The sequence below is a fragment of the Micromonospora sp. NPDC049529 genome, assembly GCF_055586685.1.
The window spans coordinates 501,894-525,425 of record NZ_JBVJHT010000002.1 but is presented as its reverse complement, the minus strand read 5'-3'; the positions used below and the strand labels follow the sequence as shown (position 1 = coordinate 525,425).

The 23,532-nt window shown below is 71.3% G+C and carries 23 protein-coding genes; 11 read left to right on the top strand and 12 right to left on the bottom strand.

The genetic code is table 11. The features are described 5' to 3' along the window. Positions 1-31: 31 nt before the first annotated feature. Positions 32-1,441, bottom strand: a complete 1,410-nt coding sequence (locus tag ACZ6QQ_RS05035) for an aminotransferase-like domain-containing protein (protein WP_465874440.1) — start codon at positions 1,439-1,441, stop codon at positions 32-34. On the opposite strand from ACZ6QQ_RS05035, the gene ACZ6QQ_RS05030 reads away from it, so the two are divergent. Next, entirely contained in the window at positions 1,440-2,390 is a 951-nt protein-coding gene (locus tag ACZ6QQ_RS05030; RefSeq protein WP_465874438.1) for a DMT family transporter, read from the top strand. The genes ACZ6QQ_RS05035 and ACZ6QQ_RS05030 overlap by 2 nt on opposite strands. Here ACZ6QQ_RS05030 and ACZ6QQ_RS05025 read toward each other — a convergent pair. Together ACZ6QQ_RS05025 and ACZ6QQ_RS05020 are read right to left on the bottom strand one after the other, a co-directional pair. Then, positions 2,378-3,130, bottom strand: coding sequence for a class I SAM-dependent methyltransferase (locus ACZ6QQ_RS05025; RefSeq protein ID WP_465874437.1), 753 nt, complete (start codon positions 3,128-3,130; stop codon positions 2,378-2,380). The two genes, ACZ6QQ_RS05030 and ACZ6QQ_RS05025, sit on opposite strands and share 13 nt — an antisense overlap. A gap of 71 nt (positions 3,131-3,201) precedes the next feature. Then, on the bottom strand, positions 3,202-4,107 hold the full coding sequence (locus ACZ6QQ_RS05020; RefSeq protein ID WP_465874551.1) for a TrmH family RNA methyltransferase: 906 nt from the start codon (positions 4,105-4,107) through the stop codon (positions 3,202-3,204). 178 nt (positions 4,108-4,285) lie between these two features. Here ACZ6QQ_RS05020 and ACZ6QQ_RS05015 point away from each other — a divergent pair, with 178 nt between their 5' ends. The 5 genes from ACZ6QQ_RS05015 (at position 4,286) to ACZ6QQ_RS04995 (ending at position 8,348) form a co-directional block, all read left to right on the top strand. Next, on the top strand, positions 4,286-4,765 hold the full coding sequence (locus ACZ6QQ_RS05015; protein ID WP_465874435.1) for a carboxymuconolactone decarboxylase family protein: 480 nt from the start codon (positions 4,286-4,288) through the stop codon (positions 4,763-4,765). A 550-nt stretch (positions 4,766-5,315) separates the two neighbouring features. Next, positions 5,316-5,915 carry a sulfite oxidase-like oxidoreductase gene (locus ACZ6QQ_RS05010; protein WP_465874433.1) on the top strand — a complete coding sequence of 200 codons (600 nt, stop codon included), beginning with the start codon at positions 5,316-5,318 and terminating at the stop codon, positions 5,913-5,915. 2 nt (positions 5,916-5,917) lie between these two features. Next, the gene (locus ACZ6QQ_RS05005) at positions 5,918-6,646 is read left to right on the top strand and encodes a ferredoxin reductase (protein ID WP_465874432.1); all 729 of its coding nucleotides are present in this window, start codon (positions 5,918-5,920) and stop codon (positions 6,644-6,646) included. A 41-nt stretch (positions 6,647-6,687) separates the two neighbouring features. After that, positions 6,688-6,960 carry a DUF6510 family protein gene (locus tag ACZ6QQ_RS05000; RefSeq protein ID WP_465874430.1) on the top strand — a complete coding sequence of 91 codons (273 nt, stop codon included), beginning with the start codon at positions 6,688-6,690 and terminating at the stop codon, positions 6,958-6,960. A gap of 101 nt (positions 6,961-7,061) precedes the next feature. Further along, positions 7,062-8,348, top strand: a complete 1,287-nt coding sequence (locus ACZ6QQ_RS04995; protein ID WP_465874428.1) for a vanadium-dependent haloperoxidase — start codon at positions 7,062-7,064, stop codon at positions 8,346-8,348. A 10-nt stretch (positions 8,349-8,358) separates the two neighbouring features. Here the strand turns inward: ACZ6QQ_RS04995 and ACZ6QQ_RS04990 are convergent, their stop codons facing one another. The 3 genes from ACZ6QQ_RS04990 to ACZ6QQ_RS04980 all read right to left on the bottom strand — a co-directional run bounded on the left by ACZ6QQ_RS04990 (position 8,359) and on the right by ACZ6QQ_RS04980 (position 11,829). Beyond that, positions 8,359-10,074 (bottom strand): nitrite/sulfite reductase, encoded by a 1,716-nt coding sequence (locus tag ACZ6QQ_RS04990; RefSeq protein WP_465874427.1) that lies wholly within the window; start codon positions 10,072-10,074, stop codon positions 8,359-8,361. Positions 10,075-10,198: 124 nt separating this feature from the next. Continuing rightward, positions 10,199-11,650, bottom strand: coding sequence for a nitrosuccinate lyase (locus ACZ6QQ_RS04985; RefSeq protein ID WP_465874425.1), 1,452 nt, complete (start codon positions 11,648-11,650; stop codon positions 10,199-10,201). Then, positions 11,647-11,829, bottom strand: coding sequence for a hypothetical protein (locus ACZ6QQ_RS04980; RefSeq protein ID WP_465874424.1), 183 nt, complete (start codon positions 11,827-11,829; stop codon positions 11,647-11,649). Before ACZ6QQ_RS04980 ends, ACZ6QQ_RS04985 begins: the two co-directional genes overlap by 4 nt. Positions 11,830-12,283: 454 nt before the next feature. On the opposite strand from ACZ6QQ_RS04980, the gene ACZ6QQ_RS04975 reads away from it, so the two are divergent. Both ACZ6QQ_RS04975 and prfH read left to right on the top strand, forming a co-directional pair. Further along, complete coding sequence (locus tag ACZ6QQ_RS04975; protein ID WP_465874422.1) at positions 12,284-13,483, top strand: RNA ligase RtcB family protein; 1,200 nt, start codon at positions 12,284-12,286, stop codon at positions 13,481-13,483. Beyond that, positions 13,480-14,184: a peptide chain release factor H gene (gene prfH / locus ACZ6QQ_RS04970; RefSeq protein ID WP_465874420.1), complete on the top strand. Its 705-nt coding sequence runs from the start codon at positions 13,480-13,482 to the stop codon at positions 14,182-14,184. Before ACZ6QQ_RS04975 ends, prfH begins: the two co-directional genes overlap by 4 nt. Here the strand turns inward: prfH and ACZ6QQ_RS04965 are convergent. After that, complete coding sequence (locus ACZ6QQ_RS04965) at positions 14,153-15,214, bottom strand: DUF389 domain-containing protein (RefSeq protein ID WP_465874419.1); 1,062 nt, start codon at positions 15,212-15,214, stop codon at positions 14,153-14,155. The genes prfH and ACZ6QQ_RS04965 overlap by 32 nt on opposite strands. A 173-nt stretch (positions 15,215-15,387) precedes the next feature. Between ACZ6QQ_RS04965 and nhaA the strand changes: the two genes are divergently transcribed. Then, a complete protein-coding gene (gene nhaA, locus ACZ6QQ_RS04960; protein ID WP_465874417.1) occupies positions 15,388-16,686 on the top strand; it encodes a Na+/H+ antiporter NhaA in 1,299 nt (432 codons plus the stop codon). A gap of 328 nt (positions 16,687-17,014) precedes the next feature. Next, complete coding sequence (locus ACZ6QQ_RS04955; RefSeq protein WP_465874415.1) at positions 17,015-17,395, top strand: hypothetical protein; 381 nt, start codon at positions 17,015-17,017, stop codon at positions 17,393-17,395. Positions 17,396-17,479: 84 nt separating this feature from the next. Here ACZ6QQ_RS04955 and ACZ6QQ_RS04950 read toward each other — a convergent pair whose 3' ends face one another. Genes ACZ6QQ_RS04950 through ACZ6QQ_RS04940 form a run of 3 tightly spaced genes read right to left on the bottom strand, consistent with a single transcriptional unit; the run spans position 17,480 to position 21,360 of the window. Further along, positions 17,480-18,259 (bottom strand): glucose 1-dehydrogenase, encoded by a 780-nt coding sequence (locus ACZ6QQ_RS04950; protein WP_465874413.1) that lies wholly within the window; start codon positions 18,257-18,259, stop codon positions 17,480-17,482. Next, on the bottom strand, positions 18,256-20,058 hold the full coding sequence (locus tag ACZ6QQ_RS04945; RefSeq protein WP_465874411.1) for a glycoside hydrolase family 15 protein: 1,803 nt from the start codon (positions 20,056-20,058) through the stop codon (positions 18,256-18,258). The genes ACZ6QQ_RS04950 and ACZ6QQ_RS04945 overlap by 4 nt, the downstream gene beginning before the upstream one ends. A gap of 27 nt (positions 20,059-20,085) precedes the next feature. Beyond that, positions 20,086-21,360 carry a glycoside hydrolase domain-containing protein gene (locus tag ACZ6QQ_RS04940; protein WP_465874549.1) on the bottom strand — a complete coding sequence of 425 codons (1,275 nt, stop codon included), beginning with the start codon at positions 21,358-21,360 and terminating at the stop codon, positions 20,086-20,088. A 500-nt stretch (positions 21,361-21,860) separates the two neighbouring features. On the opposite strand from ACZ6QQ_RS04940, the gene ACZ6QQ_RS04935 reads away from it, so the two are divergent. Further along, positions 21,861-22,103 (top strand): BBE domain-containing protein, encoded by a 243-nt coding sequence (locus tag ACZ6QQ_RS04935; RefSeq protein ID WP_465874409.1) that lies wholly within the window; start codon positions 21,861-21,863, stop codon positions 22,101-22,103. Positions 22,104-22,250: 147 nt separating this feature from the next. Here the strand turns inward: ACZ6QQ_RS04935 and ACZ6QQ_RS04930 are convergent, their stop codons facing one another. After that, positions 22,251-22,574, bottom strand: a complete 324-nt coding sequence (locus tag ACZ6QQ_RS04930) for a plasmid stabilization protein (RefSeq protein WP_465874408.1) — start codon at positions 22,572-22,574, stop codon at positions 22,251-22,253. 50 nt (positions 22,575-22,624) lie between these two features. Further along, on the bottom strand, positions 22,625-23,473 hold the full coding sequence (locus tag ACZ6QQ_RS04925) for a glucose 1-dehydrogenase (protein WP_465874406.1): 849 nt from the start codon (positions 23,471-23,473) through the stop codon (positions 22,625-22,627). Between the last annotated feature and the right edge of the window lie 59 nt (positions 23,474-23,532).

The window sequence follows — 23,532 nt, the reverse complement described above, 5'->3', positions numbered from 1 at the left end:
ACGACCGTCGCCGACCGGCCGACCCGAGCGGTCAGGAACTGCCACGGAGGGCGGCGACGGCGCGGGCCAGCCGGCGTACTCCCTCGTCGAGGAGCGCGGGTGGTGCGGCGGCGTAGGTCAGGCGCAGGTGGGGGGCTGGTGGCTCGGCGGCGTACCAGGGGCGTCCGGGGAAGACGACCACCTGTTCGGCGGCGGCCTCGGTGGCGAGTTCGAGGTCGTCGAGGTCGTCGGGGAGGCGGATCCAGAGGTGCAGTCCGCCGCGTGGGACGACGGACGGCAGCAGGTCGGGCAGGTGACGGTGCAGGGCGGCGAGCAGCGCCTCGCGTCGGGCGTACAGGGCCGCGCGCAGGGTACGTCGGTGTCGCGTCCACGCCGGTGAGGTGAGGAAGTCCAGCGCCGCCTGCTGGAGCGGCCCGGCGACGAAGAAGTCGTCGAGCGTCCGGGCCGAACGCAGCCGGGCCCCGGCCACGCCACGGGCGCCGATGGCGGCTATCCGCAGGCCGGGTGCGGCGGACTTGGTCAGTGACCTCAGGTAGATCACGTGCCCGTCCGGGTCGTCGGCGGTCAGCGGTGGCGGCGGGGTGCCGTCGATGGTCAGGTCGCGGGCGTAGTCGTCCTCCAGGAGGAACGCTCCGGCCGCCCGTACCGCGTCGGCCACGGCGGGCCGTCGGTGCTCGGCCAGCGTCGCGCCGTGCGGGTTGGCGTGCAGGGGTTGGCAGTAGAAGAGCCGGGCACCGCTGCGACTCAGGGCCTCGGCGAGCAGGTCCGGCCGCACCCCGTCGGCATCGGTCGGTACGGGGACCACTCGCAGACCCGCCGCCCGCGCCGCCGCGAGCGCACCGAGGTAGGTCGGCGATTCCATCAGCACCGCGTCGCCGGGCGCGGCGAGTACGCGGAACGCGGTGGACAGCGCGGTCTGCCCTCCGGTGCAGATCACCATGTCCTCGGCGCGCAGGGCGCCGCCCGCCTCGCGGGCGAACCAGGCGCGCAGGTCCTCGCGGCCCTGCACCGGTCCGCGTTGCCAGGCGGTCGGGTGCCGGGCGGCGCGGGCCAGTGCGGCACCGAGCGCGGCGGCGGGTTGCAGGTCGGGGTCGAGGTAGCCGCTGGACAGCGGAATCGCGTCCGGGCGCGGGATGGCGAGAAGCGCCTGCACGGCCTCCTCGCCGGGCGGCCGGGGGCCCAGCGCTATGGCCTGCCAGGACAGGTCGGGTGGGGACGGACGGTGTTCCGGGCGCGCGGCCACGAAGGTGCCCCTGCCCGGCCTCGCCTCGATCAGCCCCTCGGCGACCAGCCGGCGGATCGCCTGCGCCACGGTCACCGGCGAGGCGTGGTGGCGGGCGGTCAGCTCCCGTACCGACGGCAGGCGGGTGCCGGGGGCGGCGGCCGAGGCCGAGCTGCGGAGATCTTGGATAACACGATCGGCTGCGTTATCGTCACCCATGAGAAGCCATAGTAACGTTATTCAGTCCGGTCGGGTAACGGGTAGCGCACTCGGTGCACTGGGCGTCCTCGCCTTCAGCATGTCGCTACCCGCGACGCAGGTCGCCGTCGACGAACTGGATCCCTGGCTGGTCGCCTTCGGTCGCGCGGTGGGCGCCGGGCTGCTGGCGTGGGCGTACCTCCGGCTGGTCCGGGCGCCCCGGCCGACCGCCGTACAGTGGCGACGGCTGGCCGTCGTCGCCGCCGGCGTGGTGGTCGGGTTCCCGCTGTTCACCTCGCTGGCGCTCACCACGCAGACGGCCGCCCACGGCGCGGTGGTCATCGCCGTGCTACCGGCGATCACCGCCGTGTTCGCGGTCCTGCGTGCCGGGGAACGTCCGCCACCGGTGTTCTGGGCCGCCGCCGGAGGCGGTCTCGTCGCGGTGCTCGTCTTCCTCGTGGTCAGCGGCGGCGCCTCCGGCGCCCTCGAACCGGCTGACCTGTTTCTTCTCGCGGCCGTCGTGCTCTGCGGCCTCGGATACGCCGAGGGCGGCGCGCTGGCGCGCGACCTCGGCGGCGCCCGCACCATCTGCTGGGCGCTCATCCTGTCCCTGCCGGTAACCGTGCTGGTCACCGCCGTCGCGGTCCTCGTTCGCCCCCCGCACGCCGGCACCGCCGCCTGGCTCGGCTTCGGGTACGTCACCGTGGTGTCGATGTTCCTGGGCTTCTTCGCCTGGTACGCCGGACTGGCCAGGGGCGGCATCGCGCAGGTGGGCCAGATCCAACTCGCCCAGCCCGTGCTCACCCTGGGCTGGGCGGCCCTGCTCCTCCACGAACCGGCCACCCTGCCCGCGATCGGCTGCGCGCTGCTCGTCCTCGCCTGCGTCGTCGTCACCCAACGCGCCCGCACCGGCGGGTCGGCCAACCGCCGGCGGCCCCGGCCGTCGACGTCGGCCGGTCAATCCCGGTAGTGGTCCGGCGGGATGCGGTACACCGAGACGTGGGAACGCGACTCCTCGGTGAACTCGCCCCCGGACCAGTCCGCGTGCCGGCTCTCCGGTTCGAACCCGGCCAGCTCGGCCATGAGGTCGAGTTCCGCCGGCCAGATGTAGCGGTGCGGGGTGCGGGACAGTTCGGCCTGCCGGCTGCCGTCGAACGTGAAGTGGTGTGACACGACGTGCTGTCGCAGGACGTCGTAGGTGTCCAGGCCGATGTAGCCGGGCTCGACGTGCCAGACCGTTGCCTGCCGGCCGGGCGGGAGTGTGCGCAGCTCGGGCACCCAGAGCTCGATCACGAACCGGCCACCGGGGCTGAGGTGACGGGCGGCGTTGCGGAAGCACGCGACCTGCTCGGCCTGGGTGAGCAGGTTGGCGATGGTGTTGTAGACGAGGTAGACGAGGGTGAACCGCCCGGGTGCGACGGCGGTCGCCATGTCGCCGACGATCACCGGGATCGTCGCCTCGTCGACCTTCGTCCGCAGTTTGTCGATCATCGGACCGGACAGTTCGATGCCGGTGACGGACACCCCCCGCCCGGCCAGCGGTACGGCGACCCGACCGGTCCCGATGGCGAACTCCAGTGCCGGACCGTCGCCCGCGAGTTCGGCGAGGCGGTCCACGGTCGGTCCCAGGACCTCGGGTGCGAACATGCCGGTGCCCGGTGTGTCATAACGACCGGCGGCACCGGCGTCCCAGATCTCCTCTTGTCTCATCCCGCCAACGTCTGCCAATGTCTCCACCCTGTCCAGCGATTTCGCCCCCGACGGAGCCGGGCGGGGGGCGATCAGATCGGGTCTTCGCGGCCCAGTTCCCAGAAGGCGACGGCGGCAGCGGCAGCCACGTTCAACGAGTCCACCCCTGCGCGCATCGGCAGCACCACCTTCAGGTCGCTGGCCGCCTGGGCCGCCGCCGTGAGGCCGGGGCCCTCCGCGCCCAGCAGCAGCGCCGCCCGCTTCCGCTGCGCCGGGGTGAGCCGCTGGATCGGTACGGCGTCCGGTGCCGGCGTCATGGCCAGCACGGTGAAACCTGCCTCCCGTACCTGGTCCAGGCCGGCCGGCCAGTGCTCGAACTTGGCGTACGGGACCGCGAACACCTCCCCCATGCTCACCCGTACGCTTCGCCGGTAGAGCGGATCGGCGCAGGTGGGTGAGAGCAGTACGGCGTCGATGCCGAGCGCCGCCGCTCCCCGGTAGATCGCACCGAGGTTGGTGTGGTTGTTCACGTCTTCGAGGATCACCACCCGACGGGCGGCGGCCAGCACCTCGGCCGTGGTCGGCAGCTCGCGGCGGTGGAACGAGGCCAGCACCCCCCGGTGCACGTGGAAGCCGGTCGCCCGTTCCAGCACCTCCGGACTGGCGGCGTAGACCGGGGCCTCCCCGGTGTCCAGGTCACCGAGCTGGTCGACCCGCTTGGCGTCCACCAGGAACGAGCGCGGCGGGTAGCCGGCCCGCAGCGCCCGGCGCAGGACGAGTTCGCCCTCGGCGATGAACAGCCCGTGCGGCGGTTCCCAGCGGGTACGCAACTCGACGTCGGTGAGCGCCCGGTAGTCGGCGATCCGCCGGTCGTCGGGGTCGGTGATCAGTTGGACGGACACGCCGACGATTCTCGCCGCCGTGGCGCACGGGTCGAAACGGGCCCCCTCCGGCGCCGGCCGCTGTTGCCTTACAGCCTGGTAAATCAGGGTTTTCAGGTGTGTTGGTGGTGTGCGAGGCGGCGGGTCATGACGATGTCATGGCAGCTTCGAAGTGCTGTCGACATGGGTGGTCCGCTGACGGCTGAGTTCGAGGCCAGCTACGTCGGGGCTGATGGGCCGAGGCTCGCTCTTCCTTGATCAGCTCGACTGGGTGCGACCTACAGTCACGTGCGAAATGCCGGATCTCGCCTGCTTCGTCCTTGTGCATGGAAGTGTGAGCATCGTGACGACGAACCATCCGGCATCTGCGGCGACAGACCCCGGGTACGCCGCCGCGCTGGACACGGCCGAGCGTCTGCTGGGCTTCCGCCTGGAGCGCTTTCTCGGCGCCACCCCCGGTGAGCCAGCTAACGGCGCAGACTTCAAACGGATCGCGACGATGCACGCCTTCGGCGACGTCTGGCCGCGCACCGAGCACCTAGATACACGGACGCGGGCACTGGTGTCCGTCACCATCGCGGCGACACTCGGCGTCCTGGAGCCCCTCCGTGGTCAGCTCCGCATCGCGCTCAACGCCGGCGCCACCAAGGAAGAGATCGCCGAAGTCTTTCTTCAGGTCGCGGCCTACGCTGGCGTAGCACGCGCGTTCGACGGCTATCAGGTCGCGGCCCAGGTCTTCGCAGAGAACCCGGATCGTTCAGACCCTGGTAAGTAAGGGGATCAGGGGTTTTGGTGGCGGGCGAGGCGGCGGGTCACGACGATGATCACGGCCCATTGGACCATCGCGGCGTGGTGCTCGGGTAGCCGTTCGTAGTCGCGGACGGTGCGTCGGAACCGGTTGATCCAGGACCGTGGCGGCACTGGCGACCGGCGCGAAGAGCACCGTACCGGCGGTGATCGCCGCGACCGCGCCGGCGACGAGGGGTCAGGTGGAACGTAACTTCGGGCGCGTGGGGACGCGTACGCCCATGGTGGACCTCCCTGTGGGGTGCCGGGCTGTCCGGCGGTGGAGGGTGGGGTTCCGGCAGGCGGAGAGGGGTGCGAGTTGGCGCGGTACACGCCGAGGGCGTGTCGAGCCGGCGGGCCGCCCGGACTCGATCCGCCAGGAAAGAGCTTTCCTGATCCAGGACAGTAACCAGGTGACTCAAACTCGTCAATGTCCTGGTGACGCCCGACCGGGCACCGACACCGCCCCTGCCCCCTCGACCTCATGATCACCACAGCGATCGAGATCCTGGTCCGGCAAAAGGTGATAAAAGTAGCTAATGGGTATTGTCTCGCCGGGTTTTCAGGGCCGGCCCAGGTCGTCGCAGCCGGCGTTGCCGCCGGGGCAGTACCTGACCGAGGATTTTCCGGTGTTGTCGGCGGGGCCGACGCCGAGGGTGGCGTTGGACTCGTGGGAGTTCGCGGTGACGACGGAGGGTGGTGTCGAGCATCGGTGGTCGTGGGCGGAGATGTTGGCGTTGCCGCAGGAGACGCCGACGGTGGATATCCACTGTGTGACGCGGTGGTCGAAGTTGGGGACGAGTTGGCGGGGTGTTTCGGTGGACACCCTGTTGGCGGGGGTGGAGACGGCGGCGGACTACGCGTTGGTGCGTTCGTACGGGGGTTATACGACGAATCTGCCGTTGGAGGATCTGCTTGATGGTCGGGCGTGGGTGGTGCACGAGTTCGAGGGTGGTGGGTTGCCGGCGGAGCATGGTGGTCCGGCTCGGTTGTTGGTGCCGCACCTGTATTTCTGGAAGTCGGCGAAGTGGGTGCGGGGGATCCAGTTGTTGTTGACCGACGAGCCGGGGTTCTGGGAGACGGCCGGCTACCACGACTACGGTGACCCGTGGCGCGAGCAGCGCTACCAGGGCGACTGACCATGGCGATGTGGCACGTGGCCCACCTGGTGCAGCGGCGACAGGAAAGCCCGACCGCCAGCACCCTCGTGCTCGCGGTCGAGAACTGGCCCGGACACGTACCCGGTCAACACGTCGACGTACGCCTCACCGCCCCGGACGGCTACCGGGCCGAACGGTCGTACTCGATTTCCTCCGCGCCGAACGGGAACACGATCGAACTGACCGTGCAGCGGGTGCCCGACGGGGAGGTGTCGCCGTACCTGATCGACGTCCTGTCGGTCGGCGACCCGGTGGAGATCCGCGGACCGGTCGGCGGCTGGTTCGTCTGGCGTGCCACCCAGACCGAACCCGTGCTGCTGGTCGCCGGTGGCTCCGGGATCGCGCCGCTGATGGCGATGGTCCGGGCCCGGCAGGCGACCGGCAGCGGGGTGCCGTTCCGGCTGATCTACTCGGTCCGCACCGAGCGGGACGTCTACTTCGCCGACGAACTGCGCCGACGGGCCGCCGACGACCAGGGGCTGGACATCAGCTACGTCTACACCCGGCAGACGCCGGACGGCTGGCCCGGCCCACCGCACCGGATCGGCCCCGACGACATCCGTGAGCACGGCTGGCCGCCCGACCGCGAACCGCAGTGCTTCGTCTGCGGCCCGACCGGGCTCGTGGAGGCCGTCGCCGACACCCTCGTGGCCGTCGGTCACGACGCCCAGCGGGTCAGGACCGAACGGTTCGGCCCCACCGGAGGTTGAGATGACGAGCCAGAGTTCGAGATGACGAGCCAGAGGTTGAGATGACGGACCAGTACGTCGACGGGAACATGCTCGCCGGGCCGATGCGCGAGATCTTCGCCGTCGACCTCACCGCCGCCACCGAACAGTGCGCCACCTGCGGCTCGACCGGGCCACTCGCCACACTGCGGGTCTACTCGCACGCGCCGGGCCTGGTCGCCCGCTGCCCGAACTGCGAGGAGGTGGTGATGCGCTTGGTCCGTACCCCGAGCAGCGGCTGGCTCGACCTGCGCGGCGCGGTCTTCCTCCGGGTGCCGCTGCCGCCGGTCCTCTGAGCGCAGTTGCCGGGCCCCACGCACCGCGTCCGACGGCGTACGTTGCAGCAATGCAGACATCATCGTCGATAGCTCGGGCACCGGGCCGGGACAACCGCGCCATGACCGGCCACCGTCGGCTGCTCCGCAGGGCCGGGCACGTCGCCGTGGCCGGGATCCTCGCGGCCGGTTCGGCCGCCGGACCCGGCGCCCCGGCGGCGTACGCGTCCGGCCCGACCCCCTCGGCCAACGCCGTCATCGTCTGGGACCGCAACGCCGAGACCGCGATCTGGGACATCGCCCGTCAGCAGCCACAGGTACAGGCACGCAGCTTCGCCATGGTCCACGGCGCCGTCTACGACGCGGTGAACGCCATCGCCGGCAGCCCGTACCAGCCGTATCTGGTCGCACCGCCGACCCGGGGCAACGAGTCGACGGACGCGGCCGTCGCCACCGCCGGCTTCACCGTCCTGAACGCCCTCTTCCCGGACCAGCACTCGCGGTTGCGCACCCAGTACGACGAGTCGCTGGCGACGATTCCCGACGGTGTCGCCAAGCGGCGTGGAATCACCGTCGGCAGCCGGACGGCGGCCGCGATGATCGCCGCGCGCCGCAACGACGGCGCGTTCGGCGACCAGACCTGGGTGATCGGCACCGAGCCCGGTCAGTGGCGGCCGACGCCCCCGACCCTCACCCACGACGGGGCCTGGGTCGGCAGCCTCAGGCCGTTCGTCATCCCCCGTGCGTCGATGTTCCGCTCCGCCGGGCCACCCGCGCTCACCAGCGAGCGGTACGCCCGCGACCTCAACGAGGTCAAGGAGATCGGCGCGGCGGACAGCACGCTGCGGACACCCGACCAGACCCAGGCCGCGATCTGGTGGCACGACCGACACCTCGCCGAATGGGAGATCAAGCGGCAGCTCGCGACGACGCAGCGGCTGAACGTCCTCCAGACGGCCCGGATGTTCGCGATGGTGGACCTGGCCGAGGCCGACGCCACGACCGCCTGCTACAACGAGAAGGCGGCGTGGAACCTCTGGCGGCCGATCACCGCCGTGCGGCTCGCCGACACCGACGGCAACCCGGCCACCGTGGCGGACCCCGGGTGGACACCGCTGCTGGTCACTCCCCCGCACCCCGACTTCACGTCCGGGCACACCTGCTTCACGGGGGCCAGCATGTCGGCACTGGCGTACTTCTTCGGTCGGGACGACATCGCGTTCAGCGGACACAGCGCCGACTCGGGTACCACCCGGCACTTCCGGGGCTTCTCGCACGCGCTCGCCGAGGTGGTCGAGGCCCGCATCTGGGGTGGCATCCACACCCGTACCGCCGACGTGGAGGGCGCGAAGATCGGCAAGCAGGTCACCGCGTACCTGGTTCGGAACCACTTCCGGCCACGGCGGTGACGAACCCCGGCTACCGGAGCTGCTCCTCGTCGACCCGCAGCACCCAGGTGGCGAACGTCTCGCCCGAGTCGCGGCCGTCGAGGTAACGGCGGGCCAGCCGCTCGACGTACGCCGGAAGTTCCTCGGCGGTGGTCTTGAGGCCGCGCAGCTTGCGGCCGAAACCGGCGGTCTGGCCCTCGGCCATGCCCAGGCCGCCGCCGAGGTGGACCTGGAAACCCTCGACCCGGCGCCCGTCCCGGTCCAGCATCAGCATCCCCTTGAGGCCGATGTCCGCTACCTGGGTACGCGCGCAGGCGTTCGGGCAGCCGTTGATGTGGATCGAGATGTCGGCGTCGAAGTCGCGCAGCCGCTCCTCCAGCCGGGCCACCAGTTCCTGGCCCCTGGCCTTGGTCTCGACGATGGCGAGCTTGCAGAACTCGATCCCGGTGCAGGCCATCGTGCTGCGCCGCCAGACCGACGGCCGCGCTTCCAGGCCGATCGCGCGCAACCCCTCGACCACCGGCTCGACCGCCGCGTCGTCGAGATCGAGAACGAGGAGCTTCTGGTACGGGGTGAGCCGCACCCGGCCGCTGCCGTACCGCTGCGCCAGATCGGCGAGCTGCGCCAACTGGCTGCCCGACGTGCGCCCCACCACCGGGGCGGCACCGACATAGAACCCGCCCCCGGCCTGCGGATGTACGCCGATGTGGTCGATCGGCTTCGCCGGCAGTTCGGGCGGGGGGCCGTCGACCAGCGCCCGCCCCAGGTACTCCTTCTCCAGCACCTCGCGGAACTTCGCCACCCCCCAGTCGGCGAGCAGGAACTTCAACCGCGCTCGGGTACGCAACCGGCGGTAGCCGTAGTCGCGGTACACCCCGACGACGCCCTCCCAGACGTCCGGGATCTCGGCGAGCGGCACCCAGACCCCGAGCCGCTCGGCGAGCCGGGGGTTGGTGGACAGGCCACCGCCGATCCAGAGGTCGAAGCCGGGCCCGTGCACCGGATGGTCGACACCGAGGAACGAGATGTCGTTGACCTCGTACGGGGTGTCGGCCAACCAGGAGATCGACGACTTGAACTTGCGCGGCAGGTTCGAGTAACGCGGGTCGCCGATGAACCGGTGCAGGATCTCGTCGATCGCCGGGGTCGGGTCGACCACCTCGTCCGCCGAGATCCCGGCGACCGGGCTGCCGAGCACGATCCGGGGGCAGTCGCCGCACGCCTCGGTGGTCTGCAACCCGACCGCCTCCAGCCGGCGCCAGATCTCCGGCATGTCCTCGACCCGGATCCAGTGCAACTGGATGTTCTGCCGGTCGGTGATGTCGGCGGTGTCGCGACCGTAGCGGGTGGAGATCTCCGCGATCGTCCGCAGCTGCGCCAGGTTCAGCTGGCCACCGTCGACCCGGACCCGGAGCATGAAGAACTCGTCCTCGATCTCGTGCGGTTCGAGGACGCCGGTGCCGGTGCCGTCGATGCCCTGCCGGCGCTGGGTGTAGAGCCCCCACCAGCGGAACCGGCCGCGCAGGTCGGCAGGGTCGATCGAGGCGAAGCCCCGGTGCGCGTAGATGTTCTCGATCCGGGCCCGTACGTTGAGCGGGTTGTCGTCCTTCTTGGTCCGCTCGTTCGGGTTCAGCGGCTCCCGGTGACCGAGCGCCCACTGGCCCTCGCCCCGGGCCCGGCGAACCGAGCGGGCGGGCGGCGGGGTCTGGGCCTCGCCCGACGGGGCCGGCGGGCTGCTGAGCACCATAACGACGTCCTCCGGATCTCGAATGACAACTGGTGCGTGGAACGCAACCTTTTCACGGACCGACCCGGCCGACCACCCCCGGCTCGGATAGCGGGAGGGTCGGCCAGGCCGGCACAACGTCGTGCTAGTCGACGGCATCGGCGGCGTCGCGGTCCCCGCCGTGGTGCCGCAACGCGCGGTCGACCAGGTCACCGGCGACACCGGTGTACCCGGCCGGGTCCAGCAGCGCCTCGATCTGCGCGACGTCCAGCCGGCCGGCGACCTCCGGCGCGGCGGCGACGATCTCGGCCAGCGGACGGCCGGTGCTGACCGCCTCGGTGGCGGCCCGGCTGACCAGGTGCTTGCCGGCGAGCTTCCCGACGACGTCGGTGAGGGCCACGGCCAGTCGCTCGCTGACGATCAGACCGGCGGTGAGATCGAGGTTCGCCCGCATCCGCTCCGGCCGGACGTCCAGACCGGAGAGCAGCTCGGCGGCGGTCGCCGAGGCGGAACCGGCCAGCCGCAGACACTCGCGCAGCGGCTGCCACTCGGCGTGCCAGGCGCCGGCCGGGCGCTCGTCCTCGGCCAGCAGGCACTGTCCGAGCCCGCCGGCGATCGGTCCGATCTGGATCGCCGCCGAGATGATCAACGTGGCGAGGACCGGGTTCCGCTTCTGCGGCATCGCCGAGGAGAGCCCGCGACCGGCCGCCGTGGGCTCGGCGACCTCGCCGATCTCGGTCCGGCTCAGCGTCCGTACGTCGACGGCGATCTTGCCCAGGATGCCCGTGGTCAACGCCAGCTCGTTGGCGAGTTCCACCACCGGGGTACGGATCGTGTGCCAGGGCAGCACCGGCTCGGCCAAGCCCAGCTGGGCGGCGTACTCGGCGGCGAGGTGGCGCGCGTACCGGTCCCGGCCGGCGCGGTCGTAACCGGCGGCGCGGGCGTACTCGACGTAGCCGGCGAGGGTGCCGGCCGCACCGCCGAGCTGCACCGGCAGGCGGTCGGCGATCACCCGCAACCGCTCGGCCCGCTCGGCGATCGCGGTGAGCCAGCCGGCCGCCTTGAGCCCGAAGGTGGTCGGCACGGCGTGCACGGCCAGGGTCCGCCCGGCGATCAGGGTGTCCCGGTGCGCTCGGGCGAGGTCGGCCGCCGCCGACGCCGCCCGGTCCAGGTCGGCCAGTGTCTCGCGCAGGCACCGCCGGGCGACCAGCATGCTGGCGGTGTCCAGCACGTCCTGGCTGGTCGAGCCACGGTGGACGTACTGGGCGGCGGCCGGGTCCACGGCGGCGACCACGGCGGTGAACCGCTCCACCATCGCCACCACCGGATTGGCCGCGCCACGGGCCGCCACCGCCAGCTCCAGCAGGTCGAGATTGCTCGCTCGGGCCAGCTCGGTGACGGTCCGGGCGGCGGCCTCGGGCACCAGGCCGAGCGCCGCCTGCGCGCGGATCAACCCGGCCTCGGCGTCCAACATCGCCTGCAACCAGGCGTCGTCACCGGTCAGCGTTTCGACCACCTGACCGGCGCGCACCGGAGAGAGCAGTCCGGCGTCGAGCGGTCGGGTGGCGTCGACGGTCGGTACGGAGGTAGCGGTCATGCGACGGGCTCCTTTCGGGGCGTACGTCCGAGACTCGGTGGGGCGGGTAAGGCCACGCTCGGCACGGCGACGAGCCGGAGCACGGTCCGGGCGATGGCGTCCGCGTCGGCGACCGTCACCGAGTTGACCCCGGGCCGGATACCGACCGCCGTGACCCAGTGCACCGCCTCGGTCGGCACCCCGAACGCGAAGCACCTCGGCTGCGGGCGTCCCGCCGCGTCTATCAGATGGTAGGGGCGGGGCGTCACCGCGAGCCCGTCGGTTTCGTAGTCTCCGTCAGGATCGGCGATCCGGTACCGGCGCGCGGATTCTCGCCCCGGTAGTGGTACAGGGCGCTGGTCGGGGCCGGGCAGCGGGGCTGGCACGGCGACGACCGCCTCGTCGCGCAGGTGTCGTAACGGCACCGGAGAGCGGCAGAGTCGGGGCCTTCCACCGTGGGAGGGTCCCGGCAGGCCGTGACGCGCCCGGCGGAAAACCGGTTGCCGTGCACGGTGGGCTCGGGAACCCTGTTCCCCATGACGTTCTGACGGACCAACCCAGCACCCTTCGAGGCCCACGGCCACCCCTGGGTCGACGGCGCCGAACCGCGCCGTGATGCCGTCCGTCCGTACCCCTTTCCGGGAAGAGAACGTCTTGTCTCAGCAGCATCTCCGGCAGGAGTCCCTGCCGCAGTCCACGGTGGCCACGAGCCCGGCCACCGTCACCGTGTTCGCCTCCGCCACGAGTTGGATCGAGTCCGACGCCGTCGAGCAGTGCCACCGGGTGGCCGCCCTCGACGGCATGATCCACGTCGCCGCCATGCCGGACCTGCACCCCGGCAAGGGCGCCCCGATCGGCGCCGCCATGGCGTCGAGGGTGCTGTACCCGTTCCTGGTCGGTTCCGACATCGGCTGCGGCATCGCCGTGTTCCCGATCAGGCTCAAGCGCGCCGTACCCGAAAAGCTCGCCGCCCGCTTCCCCGACCTCGACCGCGCGCTCGACCCCGAGCAGGATGCCGACGACCCGGCCTGGGCCGTCCTGGACGGCGAGGTCCCCGCCGGTCACGTCGACGGCCTCGGTACGGTCGGCCGGGGCAACCACTTCGTCGAACTGGCCCGGATCGGGACCGTCTTCGAGCCCGACCACGCGACCCGTCTCGGGCTCACCCCCGGCGACCTGGTCCTCGTCGTCCACAGCGGTTCCCGAGGGCTGGGCGAGCGGATCCTGCGGGCGCACACCGACGTGCACGGCGCCGGCCCCGCCGCCGACCCGGTCGCCTACCTGGCGACGCACGACGACGCGGTGCGCTGGGGGTCGCTCAACCGGCGGCTGATGGCCGCCCGGGTCGCCCACGCCCTGGGAGCGGAGCCGACCGAGCCGATCGTCGACCAGTGCCACAACCTGGTCGAGGTCCGCGACGGGATCTACCTGCACCGCAAGGGCGCGGCACCGGGTGACGGCCGGGACGTGCTCGTCGCCGGTACCCGGGGCACCCCCTCGTACCTGGTAGCCGCCCATGCCGGACCGGAGGCCAACCACTCGGTGGCGCACGGCGCCGGCCGCAAGATGTCCCGCGCCGACGCCCTGCGCCGGGGCCGGGCCAAGCACACGGTCGAGGAACTGCGCCGTACGCCGGTGGGATCGTTGGTGGTGTGCGGTGACCGTCAGCTGCTCTTCGAGGAGGCTCCGACGGCCTACAAGCGGATCGAGCAGGTGATCGCCGACCTCGTCGACCACGACTTGGCGACGCCGGTGGCGACCACGGTTCCCCTGGTCACCTACAAGACCCCCGATCTCGGTTCGGCGCCGCGACGGGACCGCCGGGCCCAGCGCCGCGATGGGGGTCGGTCGTGAGCGTCCACCTGCTGCTCTCCGCCGGGCGAGGCCCGCAGGAGTGCGCCTGGGCACTGGCCCGGCTCCTGCCCCGGCTGGAAGCCGAAGCCGCCCGGCAGCGGTTGGCGACCGAGCGGGTGCAGGTTGTCCCCGGTGACCGGCCCGACGGCTACCGATCGGCCCTGCTCCGGATCACCGGACCCGACGCCGAGACGTTCGCCGCCTCGTGGACCGGGACCCTGTGCTGGCAGGCCGCGAGCCCCTACCGGACCACCAGCCGGAAGAACTGGTACGTCATCGCCCACCCCTGTCGGGTCGACAACCCGCGGACCCCGTTCACCGAGGACGATGTCGACGTCGTCGCCTGCCGTACCGGCGGGCCCGGCGGTCAACACCGGAACAAGGTCAGCACCGCGGTACGAGCGACCCACCGCCCCACCGGAATCGTGGTGGTGGTCGACACCGAGCGGCAGTTCAGCCTCAACCTCCGCGCCGCCATGCGACTGCTCCGACAGCGGATCGAGTACGGCGACGAGGTGGCCGCACGCGCCGTCACCGCCGCCCGCTGGCGCATCCACGACGACCTGGTACGCGGCAACCCCACCCGGGTGGAGCGTCCCACCGGCTCCGGGCAGGACCCGGCCCGGTCGAATCGGGCGCACCAGCGGGGGCGGACGCGTTCCCCCAACCTCAGACGGCAGACCGGTCGGCATCGGGGCTGACCGGATCCTCGGCCGCCACGGTGGTCGACGTCGAACCGGGCCCGGCCGGTTCGGGTTCGGGAAGCCGCTTCCCCGCCGGGGCGCCGTGGCCACCACGGGACCGGCGGGGCCCGGTGACCCGCGACCACCACAACCGCTGCACCAGTAACGTCAGCACGCCGGCCAGCACGATCGCGGCGAGGTTGATCAGCAGTTGCAGGGCCGAGCCGGCTGCCTCGTCGGGCACGTCGTACGCCACCGCGACCGCGATGTTCGCCGCCGCCGGGACGGTGGTGACCGAGATCAGCACACCGACCAGCGAGCCGGATTTGTTCGAGGTCACCGAGATCATGCCGGCGACCCCGGCCAGGAAGCCCACCACCCAGGAGAGCGCGTCGGGTCGCCAGATGAAGTCGGTCAGTGGCCGTTCGACCAGCAGCATCTCCCGGTCGATCAGACCCGCCGAGGTCAACAGCCAGGTGCTGAGCACCGTCGCCACCATCGCGACGAGCAGGCCGACCGCCAGGGCAGCCGCAGACCGTCGGATGATCGCCGGCCGCCACCTGACCAGCGCCACGCTGAGCGCGGCCAGCGGGCCGAACTCCGGCCCGACCACCATCGCGCCGACGATCAGGATCGGCTGGTCCAGCAGGACCCCGATCCCGGCGATAATCGTGGCCAGGGTGATCAGCAACAGGTACGTCACGGAGAGCCGGGTCTCCTCGCCGGTCTTGCGCGCGACCTCGTCCCAGACCACCGCGTCCGTACCCAGTCCGGGCGCGGCCCGGCCGGCCCGGTCGGCCGAGGCGGACAGGGTGACGTCGACCCCCTCGACGGCGATCCCACCGGTCCGGTCCACCCCCAGTTCCCGCAGTGCCACCAGCACCCCGTCGGCCCCCTCCCGGACCACGTCGCAGAGCACCACGTCGCCGGCCGGGACTCGGGCGGCGCCGGGCAGCACGATGACGTGCGTGACCGCGCTGTCGGCTTCCAGCAGGTCGACCACGGCCCCGGTCCGGTCCGCCGGAACGATCGCCCTCAGATGCAGCACGCCCCACCCCTTCATGACCACCACGACGACCGAGCCCCGGTTGACCTCCGAGCCCGATCACCGTCCGGGCACCGATCGTCCTGGTACCGAGCACCGAACCGGTAGGGTACGGGCAGGTGTGCCGGGAAGTCTGGTCGGCGGTCCCTTTGTCGACCTCTTTTCCGAGGAGCCGCATGCCCACACCAACCGGCCGGAACCTGTTCGGACGGGGTAGCTGGCCCGAGGTCCGGCGGATCGCCGACATCCTGCGTACCGAGACGGTCGGCGGTGTGCTGCTGCTCGGGGCGGCGGTCCTCGCCCTGGCCTGGGCGAACTCCCCCTGGGGCGACGCGTACCGGGACCTGGGGGACGTCCGCCTCGGTCCGGCCGTCCTGCACCTGGATCTCAGTCTGGGTCAGTGGGCGGCCGACGGGCTGCTCGCGATCTTCTTCTTCGTCGCCGGCCTGGAGTTGAAACGCGAATTCGTCGCCGGTGACCTGCGGGACCCGCGCCGCGCGGCCCTGCCGGTCGCCGCCGCGATCGGCGGGATGACCGTCCCCGCCCTGATCTACGTCGCGTTCAACGTCGGTACGCACGGCGGTCTGGCGGGCTGGGCGATCCCGACCGCCACCGACATCGCGTTCGCCCTCGCCGTGCTCGGCGTGATCGGCACTCACCTGCCGGCGGCGATGCGGACCTTCCTGCTCACCCTCGCCGTCGTCGACGACCTGATCGCGATCCTGATCATCGCGTTGTTCTACACCACGTCCCTGCACCCGATCCCGTTCGCGCTGGCCCTGCTCCCCCTGGCCCTGTTCGGTCTGCTGGTGCAACGGCGGGTGCGCTCGTGGTGGCTGCTGCTGCCGCTGGCCGCGCTCACCTGGGGGCTGGTCCACGCCTCCGGCATCCATGCCACCGTGGCCGGAGTGCTGCTCGCCTTCACCGTGCCGGTGATCCGCCGGGCGCAGGGACCCGGCCCCGGTCTCGCCGAGCACTTCGAGCACCGGTTCCGACCCCTGTCGGCCGGGATCGCCGTACCGGTCTTCGCGTTCTTCGCCGCCGGAGTCTCGGTCGCCGGTGCCGGCGGACTCGGCGCCACCGGCACCGATTCGGTCGCCCTCGGCGTCGCCGTGGGCCTGGTCGCCGGCAAGGCGATCGGAGTGTCCGGCGCGACCTGGCTGGTGCAGCGGTTCACCCGGGCCCGGCTGGCCGAGGGGCTGAGCTGGTGGGACGTGATCGGACTCGCCCTGCTCGCCGGGGTCGGCTTCACCGTCTCCCTGCTGATCGGCGAACTGGCGTTCGGTGCGGGAACCGAACGCGACGAACACACCAAGATCGGGGTACTGCTCGGCTCGCTCGTCGCCGCCCTGCTGGCGACCGTGGTGCTACGGGCCCGTAACCGCCACTACCAGCGCATCCGCGAGATCGAGGAACGCGACACCGACGCCGACGGCGTACCCGACGCCTACGAGGTCCCCGACCGGCGGGACTGAGCGTCCCGGTCGTACGGTCACGGTCGCCGGTACGGGACCAAACCGCACGTCGGCCGACCGGCGCTGCGCCCGTCTCGACCGCCTCAACGGTCGGTCCGGCCCCGTCCCTCGTTGGTCCGGGTATGGCGTCGACGCTCCTCTGCCCGATCCCGCTGCCGCCGGCGCGGGCCCGGTGTCGACCGGCGACGGTCTCGCCCGCACTGTCGCGAGCGCCGATCCTCGCCACTTCCCCACGCTGGCGCGATCTCCGAGGTGACGGGCTGTGCGTAGATCTGTGGTAGGAACCGTGCTCGTGGCCGTGTGCGGTTGCGTCGCACTCTCGATGGCGATGACGGCGACCCGTCAGCACAGCGGCCTCGGCCTGAGTCCCGCGTGGGCGTGGATACTGACCGGCTTTCAGGTGAGCGCGCTGCTGGCCGTCGGCAGGGGCCAAGGGCTCGGCTGGCTGATCGGCGCGAGTGTCCAGGTGTGCTGGGTGACGTACGCGATTCTCACCGCCCAGCACGGCTTCATTCCCGGTTGCGTGATCTCCCTGGTCGTCCAGGGGTATTCGTACGTGCGCACGACCCGGCAGCCCCGCCTCCCGGTCGCCGTCCCGCCCGGACCGGGGCCCGCCGGGCGCACCGATGCCCGCGCTCGGCTCGGACAGCGCCGACGGACGCTGTCGAAGCGCGATTCGCAGGCCACGAGGCGTCTACGGGCCCGGTAGACGACCGCAGCCGGACGGCCGGCCCGTGGCGCCGGCCACCCGGAACGGAGAGCCGCTCGGGATCGTGGGCTGCCGAGGGTCGGCTCAGGCGCCCTGGCCCTGGTTCTGCATCAGTCCGCCGTCCATGAAGTAGGTCGAGCCGGTGACGTACTCCGCGTCGCTGCTGGCCAGGAAGACCGCGAGTCGGGCGATCTCGGTGGGTTGCGCGGCCCGCCCCCACGGAATGCTTTTCACCTGCTCCGCCAGATACGACGGGTCGTCGATCGCCTTCTGGTTGAACGGCGTGAGGACCATCCCGGGGCCGATGTTGTTGACGTTGATCTGCATCGGGGCCAGTTCCAGCGCCATGCTCTTGGAGAGGTTGAGCAGCGCCCCCTTGCTCGTGTCGTAGTCGGAGCCGCCGGCCCGCGCCACCTCCTGGTGTACCGAGGTGATGTTGATGATCTTCCCCCGCCCGCCCTGGTCGCGTCGGTGCTGGGCGAACCGCCGCGAGCAGAAGAACGCGCCGTAGACGTTGGTCCGGATCGCCCGGTCCCAGGTCTCGGTGTCCAGGTCGATCACCGGGATGCCGGACGCGTCGACCCCGGCGTCGTTCATCAGCACGTCCAGGGTGCCGAACTCGGCCAGCGCGTCGTCGAACATCTGGCCCACCTGCTGCTCGTCGCTGATGTCGCCCTGTACGACGATCGCCCGGCGGCCCGCCTGCTCCACCTGCTGCCGGGTGTGCTCCGCGCCGTCGTGGTCGTTGAGGTAGTGCACCACCACGTCGGCGCCCTCCTTACCGAACTCGATCGCGGTCGCCTGTCCGATTCCGGAGTCGGAACCGGTGATCAGCGCGGTCATTCCGTTGAGCCGTCCACTCATGAGTTGCCTCCTTCGGTGGTCATCGCGCCGGTCGACGCGGTGTTGAGCTGCCAGGCCGCGAGGACCAGTCCGATGTGCGAGAACGCCTGCGGAAAGTTCCCCAGTTGCGCCCCGGTGAAGGGGTCGATCTGCTCCGCGAAGAGCCCCAGGTCGTTGGCGCTGTCGGCCAGGTTCTCGAACAGCGCGGCGGCGCGGTCCCGTTCCCCGGCCAGGGTGAGACAGGTGACCATCCAGAACGAACAGAGGAAGAACGCCGCCGGGTCACCGTCCCACCGGCGGATCAGGCCGCCGTGCGAGAGCCGGTCCTCGATCAGTTCCATCGTGGCCCGCATCCGCGGATCGATGGCCGGCAGGAACCCGACGATCGGCATGACCAGCACGCTCGCGTCGAGCTGCGCGGATCCGAAGGCGCCGGTGTAGGCGCCCACCTCCTCGTTCCAGCCGTCCCGCAGGATCGTCGCCCGGGCCTCGTCCCGCGCTCTGGCCCAGCGCGCGAGATCGTCGGCGTCGCCGATCCGCTCGCCGAACCGTACCGCCCGGTCCAGCGCCACCCAGCAGAACACCTTGGAGGAGAGGTAGTGCCGCTGCGCGTCGCGCGCCTCCCACATGCCGGCGTCCGGCTCCCGCCAGGCGAGGGCGGCCCGGTCGGCGAGACTCCGCAGCAGGTCGCGAACCTCGTCCCGCATCGGGTCGAGGTAGTCGCGCAGCAGCCAGGCCGCGTCCAACACCTCACCGAGTACGTCGAGCTGGCGCTGCCGCCAGGCCTCGTTGCCGATCCAGACCGGCGTGCTGCTCGCGTACCCGTGCAGTGTGTCGACCTGTCGCTCGGAAATGTCCCGTTCGCCCTCGACGTCCGACATGATCGGTACGGGCCGGTCGCCGACCTGGCCGACCGTCGAGGCCACCCATCCGAACAGGCGGTTCGCCTCGTCGGGGCAGGCCGCCACCCAGAGCGCGTGCAGGGTCATGCTGAAGTCGCGTAGCCAGGCGTACCGGTAGTCGTAGTTGCGGTCGCCACCGATCTGCTCGGGCAGCGAGGTGGTGGCCGCGGCGACTATCGCCCCGCTCGGCTGGTAGGTGAGCCCTTGCAGGACCAACGCGTGCTGTCGGACCAGGTCCTGGTAGCGCCCCTGGTACTCGTGCAGCCGGGCCCAGGACCGCCACGACTCCACCGTCTCGTCGACCGCTTGTGCGGGGTCGAGGGTGAGCGTCCGCGCGTCGCCGTAGGTCGGGGTGTAGGCGAGCATGAAGGTTTCCCGCTGCCCCGTACCGACCCGGAACCGCGCGGTGGCGTCGTTACTGTCGTTCTTCATCGGGACACTGGCGGTCATGGCCAACGTGGTCGCGCCGGCGGTGGCGATCAGCGCCCCGTCCCGCCGCACCAGATACCCGTGCACCCGACCGTACTGAAATCTCGGCGAGTAGGACATCTCCATCGGAACCACACCGGAGAGGCCCTCCACCATCCGGACCAGGACGCCGGGGGACCGACGGCCGATCTCGTGTCCGCGTACGCCGGGCTCGAGCGCGAGCATGTCGGTGATCGCCACCGAACCCTGCTCGGTCGTGAAAACCGTACGCAGGACCAGGCTGCCCTCCAGATAGGCGCGGGTCACCTCGAACGGCTCCCGCGGGCGGATCGACCAGTGCCCGCCATCCTCGTCCAGTAACCGACAGAACACCGACGGCCCGTCGAACCGGGACGGGCACCACCAGTTCACCGAGCCCGCCCGGTCGACCAGCGCGGCGGCACGGCCATCGGCCAACAGGCCGTGATCCTGGATCTCGCTGTTACCCACACCACGGGCTACCCGCGAGGTCCCGGGCTAACCGTGAAGGCTTCCGGAAGCCGAGGTCGTCGTGGCGGGTCGGCGGGTGATCCGTACCGCGTCGGCGATGACGTAGCCGGTGCCGGCGGTCCATCGACTCACCCCGACCCGGTTGCCGTCACCGGCGGCCAACGTGAACACGCCCAGCGGCAGCCACCGACCACCGTTGACCCGCTGGTTCACCCGTATTGTCTGGTTGCCGCCGGTGGTGGCGACGATGTACGGGGCCGAGTCGTTGTAGCCCCCGTCGGCCGGGTACCAGACCGCCACCTCGTAGGTCGCGGTCTCCGGGACAGCGAACCGGTACCAGGCGACGTCACTGGCCGGAGTCGGGCTCGCGAACCGGTAGTCGGCACCGAACCCCTGGTCGGAGTAGCCGGACGTGCCCCAGTTCGCGCTCGCGGTGAACCGGCCCGGGGTGGTGTTGTCGATCGTGCTGCTCCAGGCGGGAGGGTGGGTGCCGGTCGAGACGTCGAGGTAGTTGCGGTCGATCCGGATCCGCACACCACCCCAGGTCTCGTAGACGTCACCGGCGTACTGGTGCAGCCGCTGGTGGTCGGCCCAGTACGCCGCCGGGGCGTACGGCCCGGCGTCGGTGTTCGCCACGTCGTTCCACCAGGCGAACCAGATGTGGTCCACGCGCGTGTAGGAAGGATCGTCGTACGCGCTGGCGACGTCCGTGATCCCGGACGCCCCGCTGGAGTACACCCCCGCGAGGTAGCCGTACGCATGGAGGGTCTCGGTCCAGCCGGAGAGGAAGGAGAGGACCGCGGCCCGGCAGGACGCGTTCGACGGGTAGGCCTCGATGTCGTTGTAGAGCGCGCTGCCGGCGAGGATGCCCAGCGCCTGCGCGGCGGTGACCGCGTCGGTCGCCGCCGTCGAGCCCTGCGCGCGGGCGGTGGCCGGGTCGGTCGATATCAGCAGCGTGTACCGGGTCGAGCAGGGGGCCTGGCGGCCGAGTTCGATCGGGATCAGGCGCCAACCGTTCGCCGTCTGGTTGGTCACCCAGGTCGCGGTCAGGTTCGGCTGGGCGCAGGACCGGTTGGCGCCGCTGATGTAGACACCGACCGCACGGTAGGGCGAGTTGGCTCGCCAGGCGTCCATGGTCGACTGGGCAGGCGCCGTACACGTGTCGAAGCCCCGGCCGGTGTAGTTGCCCGGCTGCGGACCGGCCGCGGCCAGCGGTGTCCGCCGGGTCTCGGCGCCCGGCGCGGCGGCGTCGGGCAGTGCCGACGGCACCGCGTCCGGGCCGAGGGTCGCGGTGGCCAGGATCCGGCGGACGAGGGGTTCGGTCAGTGGGGTGTGCGCCGCCGTGACGAGCACGCCCGCGTCGCGCACGGCGACCCGGATGGAGTCGTCGCGGGAGACCGGAGCGCTCACGGCCGCCGCGCCCGGTGCCGTGGTGGCGGTGTCCGCCGTGAGACGGTCCGCCGGGACGGCGTCGATCGGTTCGATCACCAACCCGGCGGTACGACCGACGAGGTGGGCCGGGCACGACGCCCCGTCACCGGGCTGTCCGAGGTAGATCGTGGGCCGGTCGAACCGGACGCACGCGCGCGGGTCGTCAGCCAGGTCGACGACCCGCCAGGTGCCCGGCACCGTCACGCGGTAGCCCCGGTAGTCGACGGCGCGGGAATCCTCCGACGCGTACGGGTGCTCCGGAAGGGTGGCGCGCGCCGGCAGCGGGGCCACCGGTGAGCCGGCGACGGCGATCAGGAGGCCGGTCAGACCCGCCATGGTTCTTCTCATCCGAGCCCCCGTAGGAGAATCTCTTGCGCGCGGAGAAGCTTGGACAATTCATACCATGTATCGACGTTTGCTGCGGATCACGTACCTCGGGGACCCGGCGGAAGGCGAACGGCTGGTCGCACCGTTCCGGGCGCTGGGCGAACCGATCGCAGACTGCGGCGCTGGCCCGGTCGGAAGAGGCCTACCCGCGGCTGCGCGGGATCAAGCGGCGGTACGACCCGGCGAACCTGTTCCGGATCAACCACAACATCCCACCCGCGAACTGACGAGAACCTCGGCCCTCATCCTGCGGCACCGGATCGTCGCCTCCCGGGTAGGGGTAGTCGGTGACTCCGCACCTCTCGGGCTCTCCTGAGATCGAAGCCCCGCCCCACCGTGTGGGGGGCGGGGCGACGCTCCTCACCGGCGGCTCCTCAGCGGGAGAGTGCCTTTTCCAGCTGGGCCTTGGTCATGGTCGACCGGCCCTTGATGTCGCGTCTCTTCGCCTCGTTGCACAGCTGGTCCCTGGTACGCCCCTGCGCACCGGTGTGCGAACGCTTGCCGCCCCGGTGCCCGGAGGAGACGTCCCTGGTCGAGGATGTGCTGGCGGTCCTGGCCTCGCCGGAGCGGGCGCGTTCCTTGTTCACGGTACGAGCGGCGATCTCCTCGGCACGGTCGGTGGACCCGCCGCGCTTCTTCACACTGGCCTTGATGTGCTCGTACTGGCGTTCCCGTTTCGGGCTGGATCCTGCGGGCATGAGCGGCTCCTTCCGCCGTCTCGAAGGTTCCGGGTCGTGGGTTGGTCGGGCTAGAGGATGGGTTTGCCGCCGGTCACCGGGATCATCGCGCCGGAGATGTAACTGGCCTCGTCCGAGGCGAGCAGCACGTACGCCGGCGCCACCTCCTTCGGCTGACCGGGACGGCCGAGCGGGGTGTCCTTGCCGAACTTCTCGACGTGCTCCGGTGGCATCGTCGAGGGGATGAGCGGGGTCCAGATCGGGCCTGGTGCGACACTGTTGACCCTGATGCCGCGATCACCGAGCATCTGGGCGAGGCCGGCGGTGAAGTTCGCGATCGCACCCTTGGTGGTCGCGTACGGCAGCAGCGTCGGTCGGGGCATGTCGAAGTTGATCGAACTGGTGTTGATGATCGACGCGCCCTGGCCGAGGTGCGGAAGCGCCGCCTGGACCAGCCGGAACATGGCCGTGATGTTGACGTCGAAGGTGCGCTGCCACTCGCCGTCGGTGATCTCTTCGAGCGTCTCGTGCGTCATCTGGTAGGCCGCGTTGTTGACGAGGACGTCGATGCGCCCGAACTCCTCCACCGCCCGATCGACGATCGTCCGGCAGGTGGCCGCGTCGCCGACGTCCCCGGCGACCAGCACGGCGCGTCGTCCCGCCTGCTCGACCAGCTTCGCGGTCTCCTCCGCGTCGCCGTGTTCGCTCAGGTAGGAGATCAGTACGTCGGCGCCCTCGCGGGCGAAGGAGATCGCGACCGCCCGGCCGATGCCGCTGTCGCCCCCGGTGATGATCACCTTCTTCCCCTCCAGGCGTCCGGAACCCCGGTACGAGTCCTCGCCGTGATCGGGCTTTTCACGCATCGCGTCCAGGGTGCCGGGCGGATCCTGCTGGGGCTCGGACTGTTGGTTGTCGGGCATGACGAGGCTGCTCCTTCCGTATCTATCGCCGTGAGGTGATGGCTGCGCCAGGCTCCCGG

Coding starts and splice junctions, on each gene's coding strand:
- ACZ6QQ_RS04925 (WP_465874406.1), bottom strand. CDS start 23,473: ATGCCCGACAACCAACAGTCCGAGCCCCAGCAGGATCCGCCCGGCACC.
- ACZ6QQ_RS05025 (WP_465874437.1), bottom strand. CDS start 3,130: ATGAGACAAGAGGAGATCTGGGACGCCGGTGCCGCCGGTCGTTATGAC.
- ACZ6QQ_RS04950 (WP_465874413.1), bottom strand. CDS start 18,259: ATGAGTGGACGGCTCAACGGAATGACCGCGCTGATCACCGGTTCCGAC.
- ACZ6QQ_RS04930 (WP_465874408.1), bottom strand. CDS start 22,574: ATGCCCGCAGGATCCAGCCCGAAACGGGAACGCCAGTACGAGCACATC.
- ACZ6QQ_RS05030 (WP_465874438.1), top strand. CDS start 1,440: ATGAGAAGCCATAGTAACGTTATTCAGTCCGGTCGGGTAACGGGTAGC.
- ACZ6QQ_RS04995 (WP_465874428.1), top strand. CDS start 7,062: ATGACCGGCCACCGTCGGCTGCTCCGCAGGGCCGGGCACGTCGCCGTG.
- ACZ6QQ_RS04990 (WP_465874427.1), bottom strand. CDS start 10,074: ATGGTGCTCAGCAGCCCGCCGGCCCCGTCGGGCGAGGCCCAGACCCCG.
- nhaA (WP_465874417.1), top strand. CDS start 15,388: ATGCCCACACCAACCGGCCGGAACCTGTTCGGACGGGGTAGCTGGCCC.
- ACZ6QQ_RS05000 (WP_465874430.1), top strand. CDS start 6,688: ATGACGGACCAGTACGTCGACGGGAACATGCTCGCCGGGCCGATGCGC.
- ACZ6QQ_RS04955 (WP_465874415.1), top strand. CDS start 17,015: ATGACGGCGACCCGTCAGCACAGCGGCCTCGGCCTGAGTCCCGCGTGG.
- ACZ6QQ_RS05015 (WP_465874435.1), top strand. CDS start 4,286: ATGCCGGATCTCGCCTGCTTCGTCCTTGTGCATGGAAGTGTGAGCATC.
- ACZ6QQ_RS05005 (WP_465874432.1), top strand. CDS start 5,918: ATGGCGATGTGGCACGTGGCCCACCTGGTGCAGCGGCGACAGGAAAGC.
- ACZ6QQ_RS05010 (WP_465874433.1), top strand. CDS start 5,316: ATGGGTATTGTCTCGCCGGGTTTTCAGGGCCGGCCCAGGTCGTCGCAG.
- ACZ6QQ_RS04985 (WP_465874425.1), bottom strand. CDS start 11,650: ATGACCGCTACCTCCGTACCGACCGTCGACGCCACCCGACCGCTCGAC.
- ACZ6QQ_RS05035 (WP_465874440.1), bottom strand. CDS start 1,441: ATGGGTGACGATAACGCAGCCGATCGTGTTATCCAAGATCTCCGCAGC.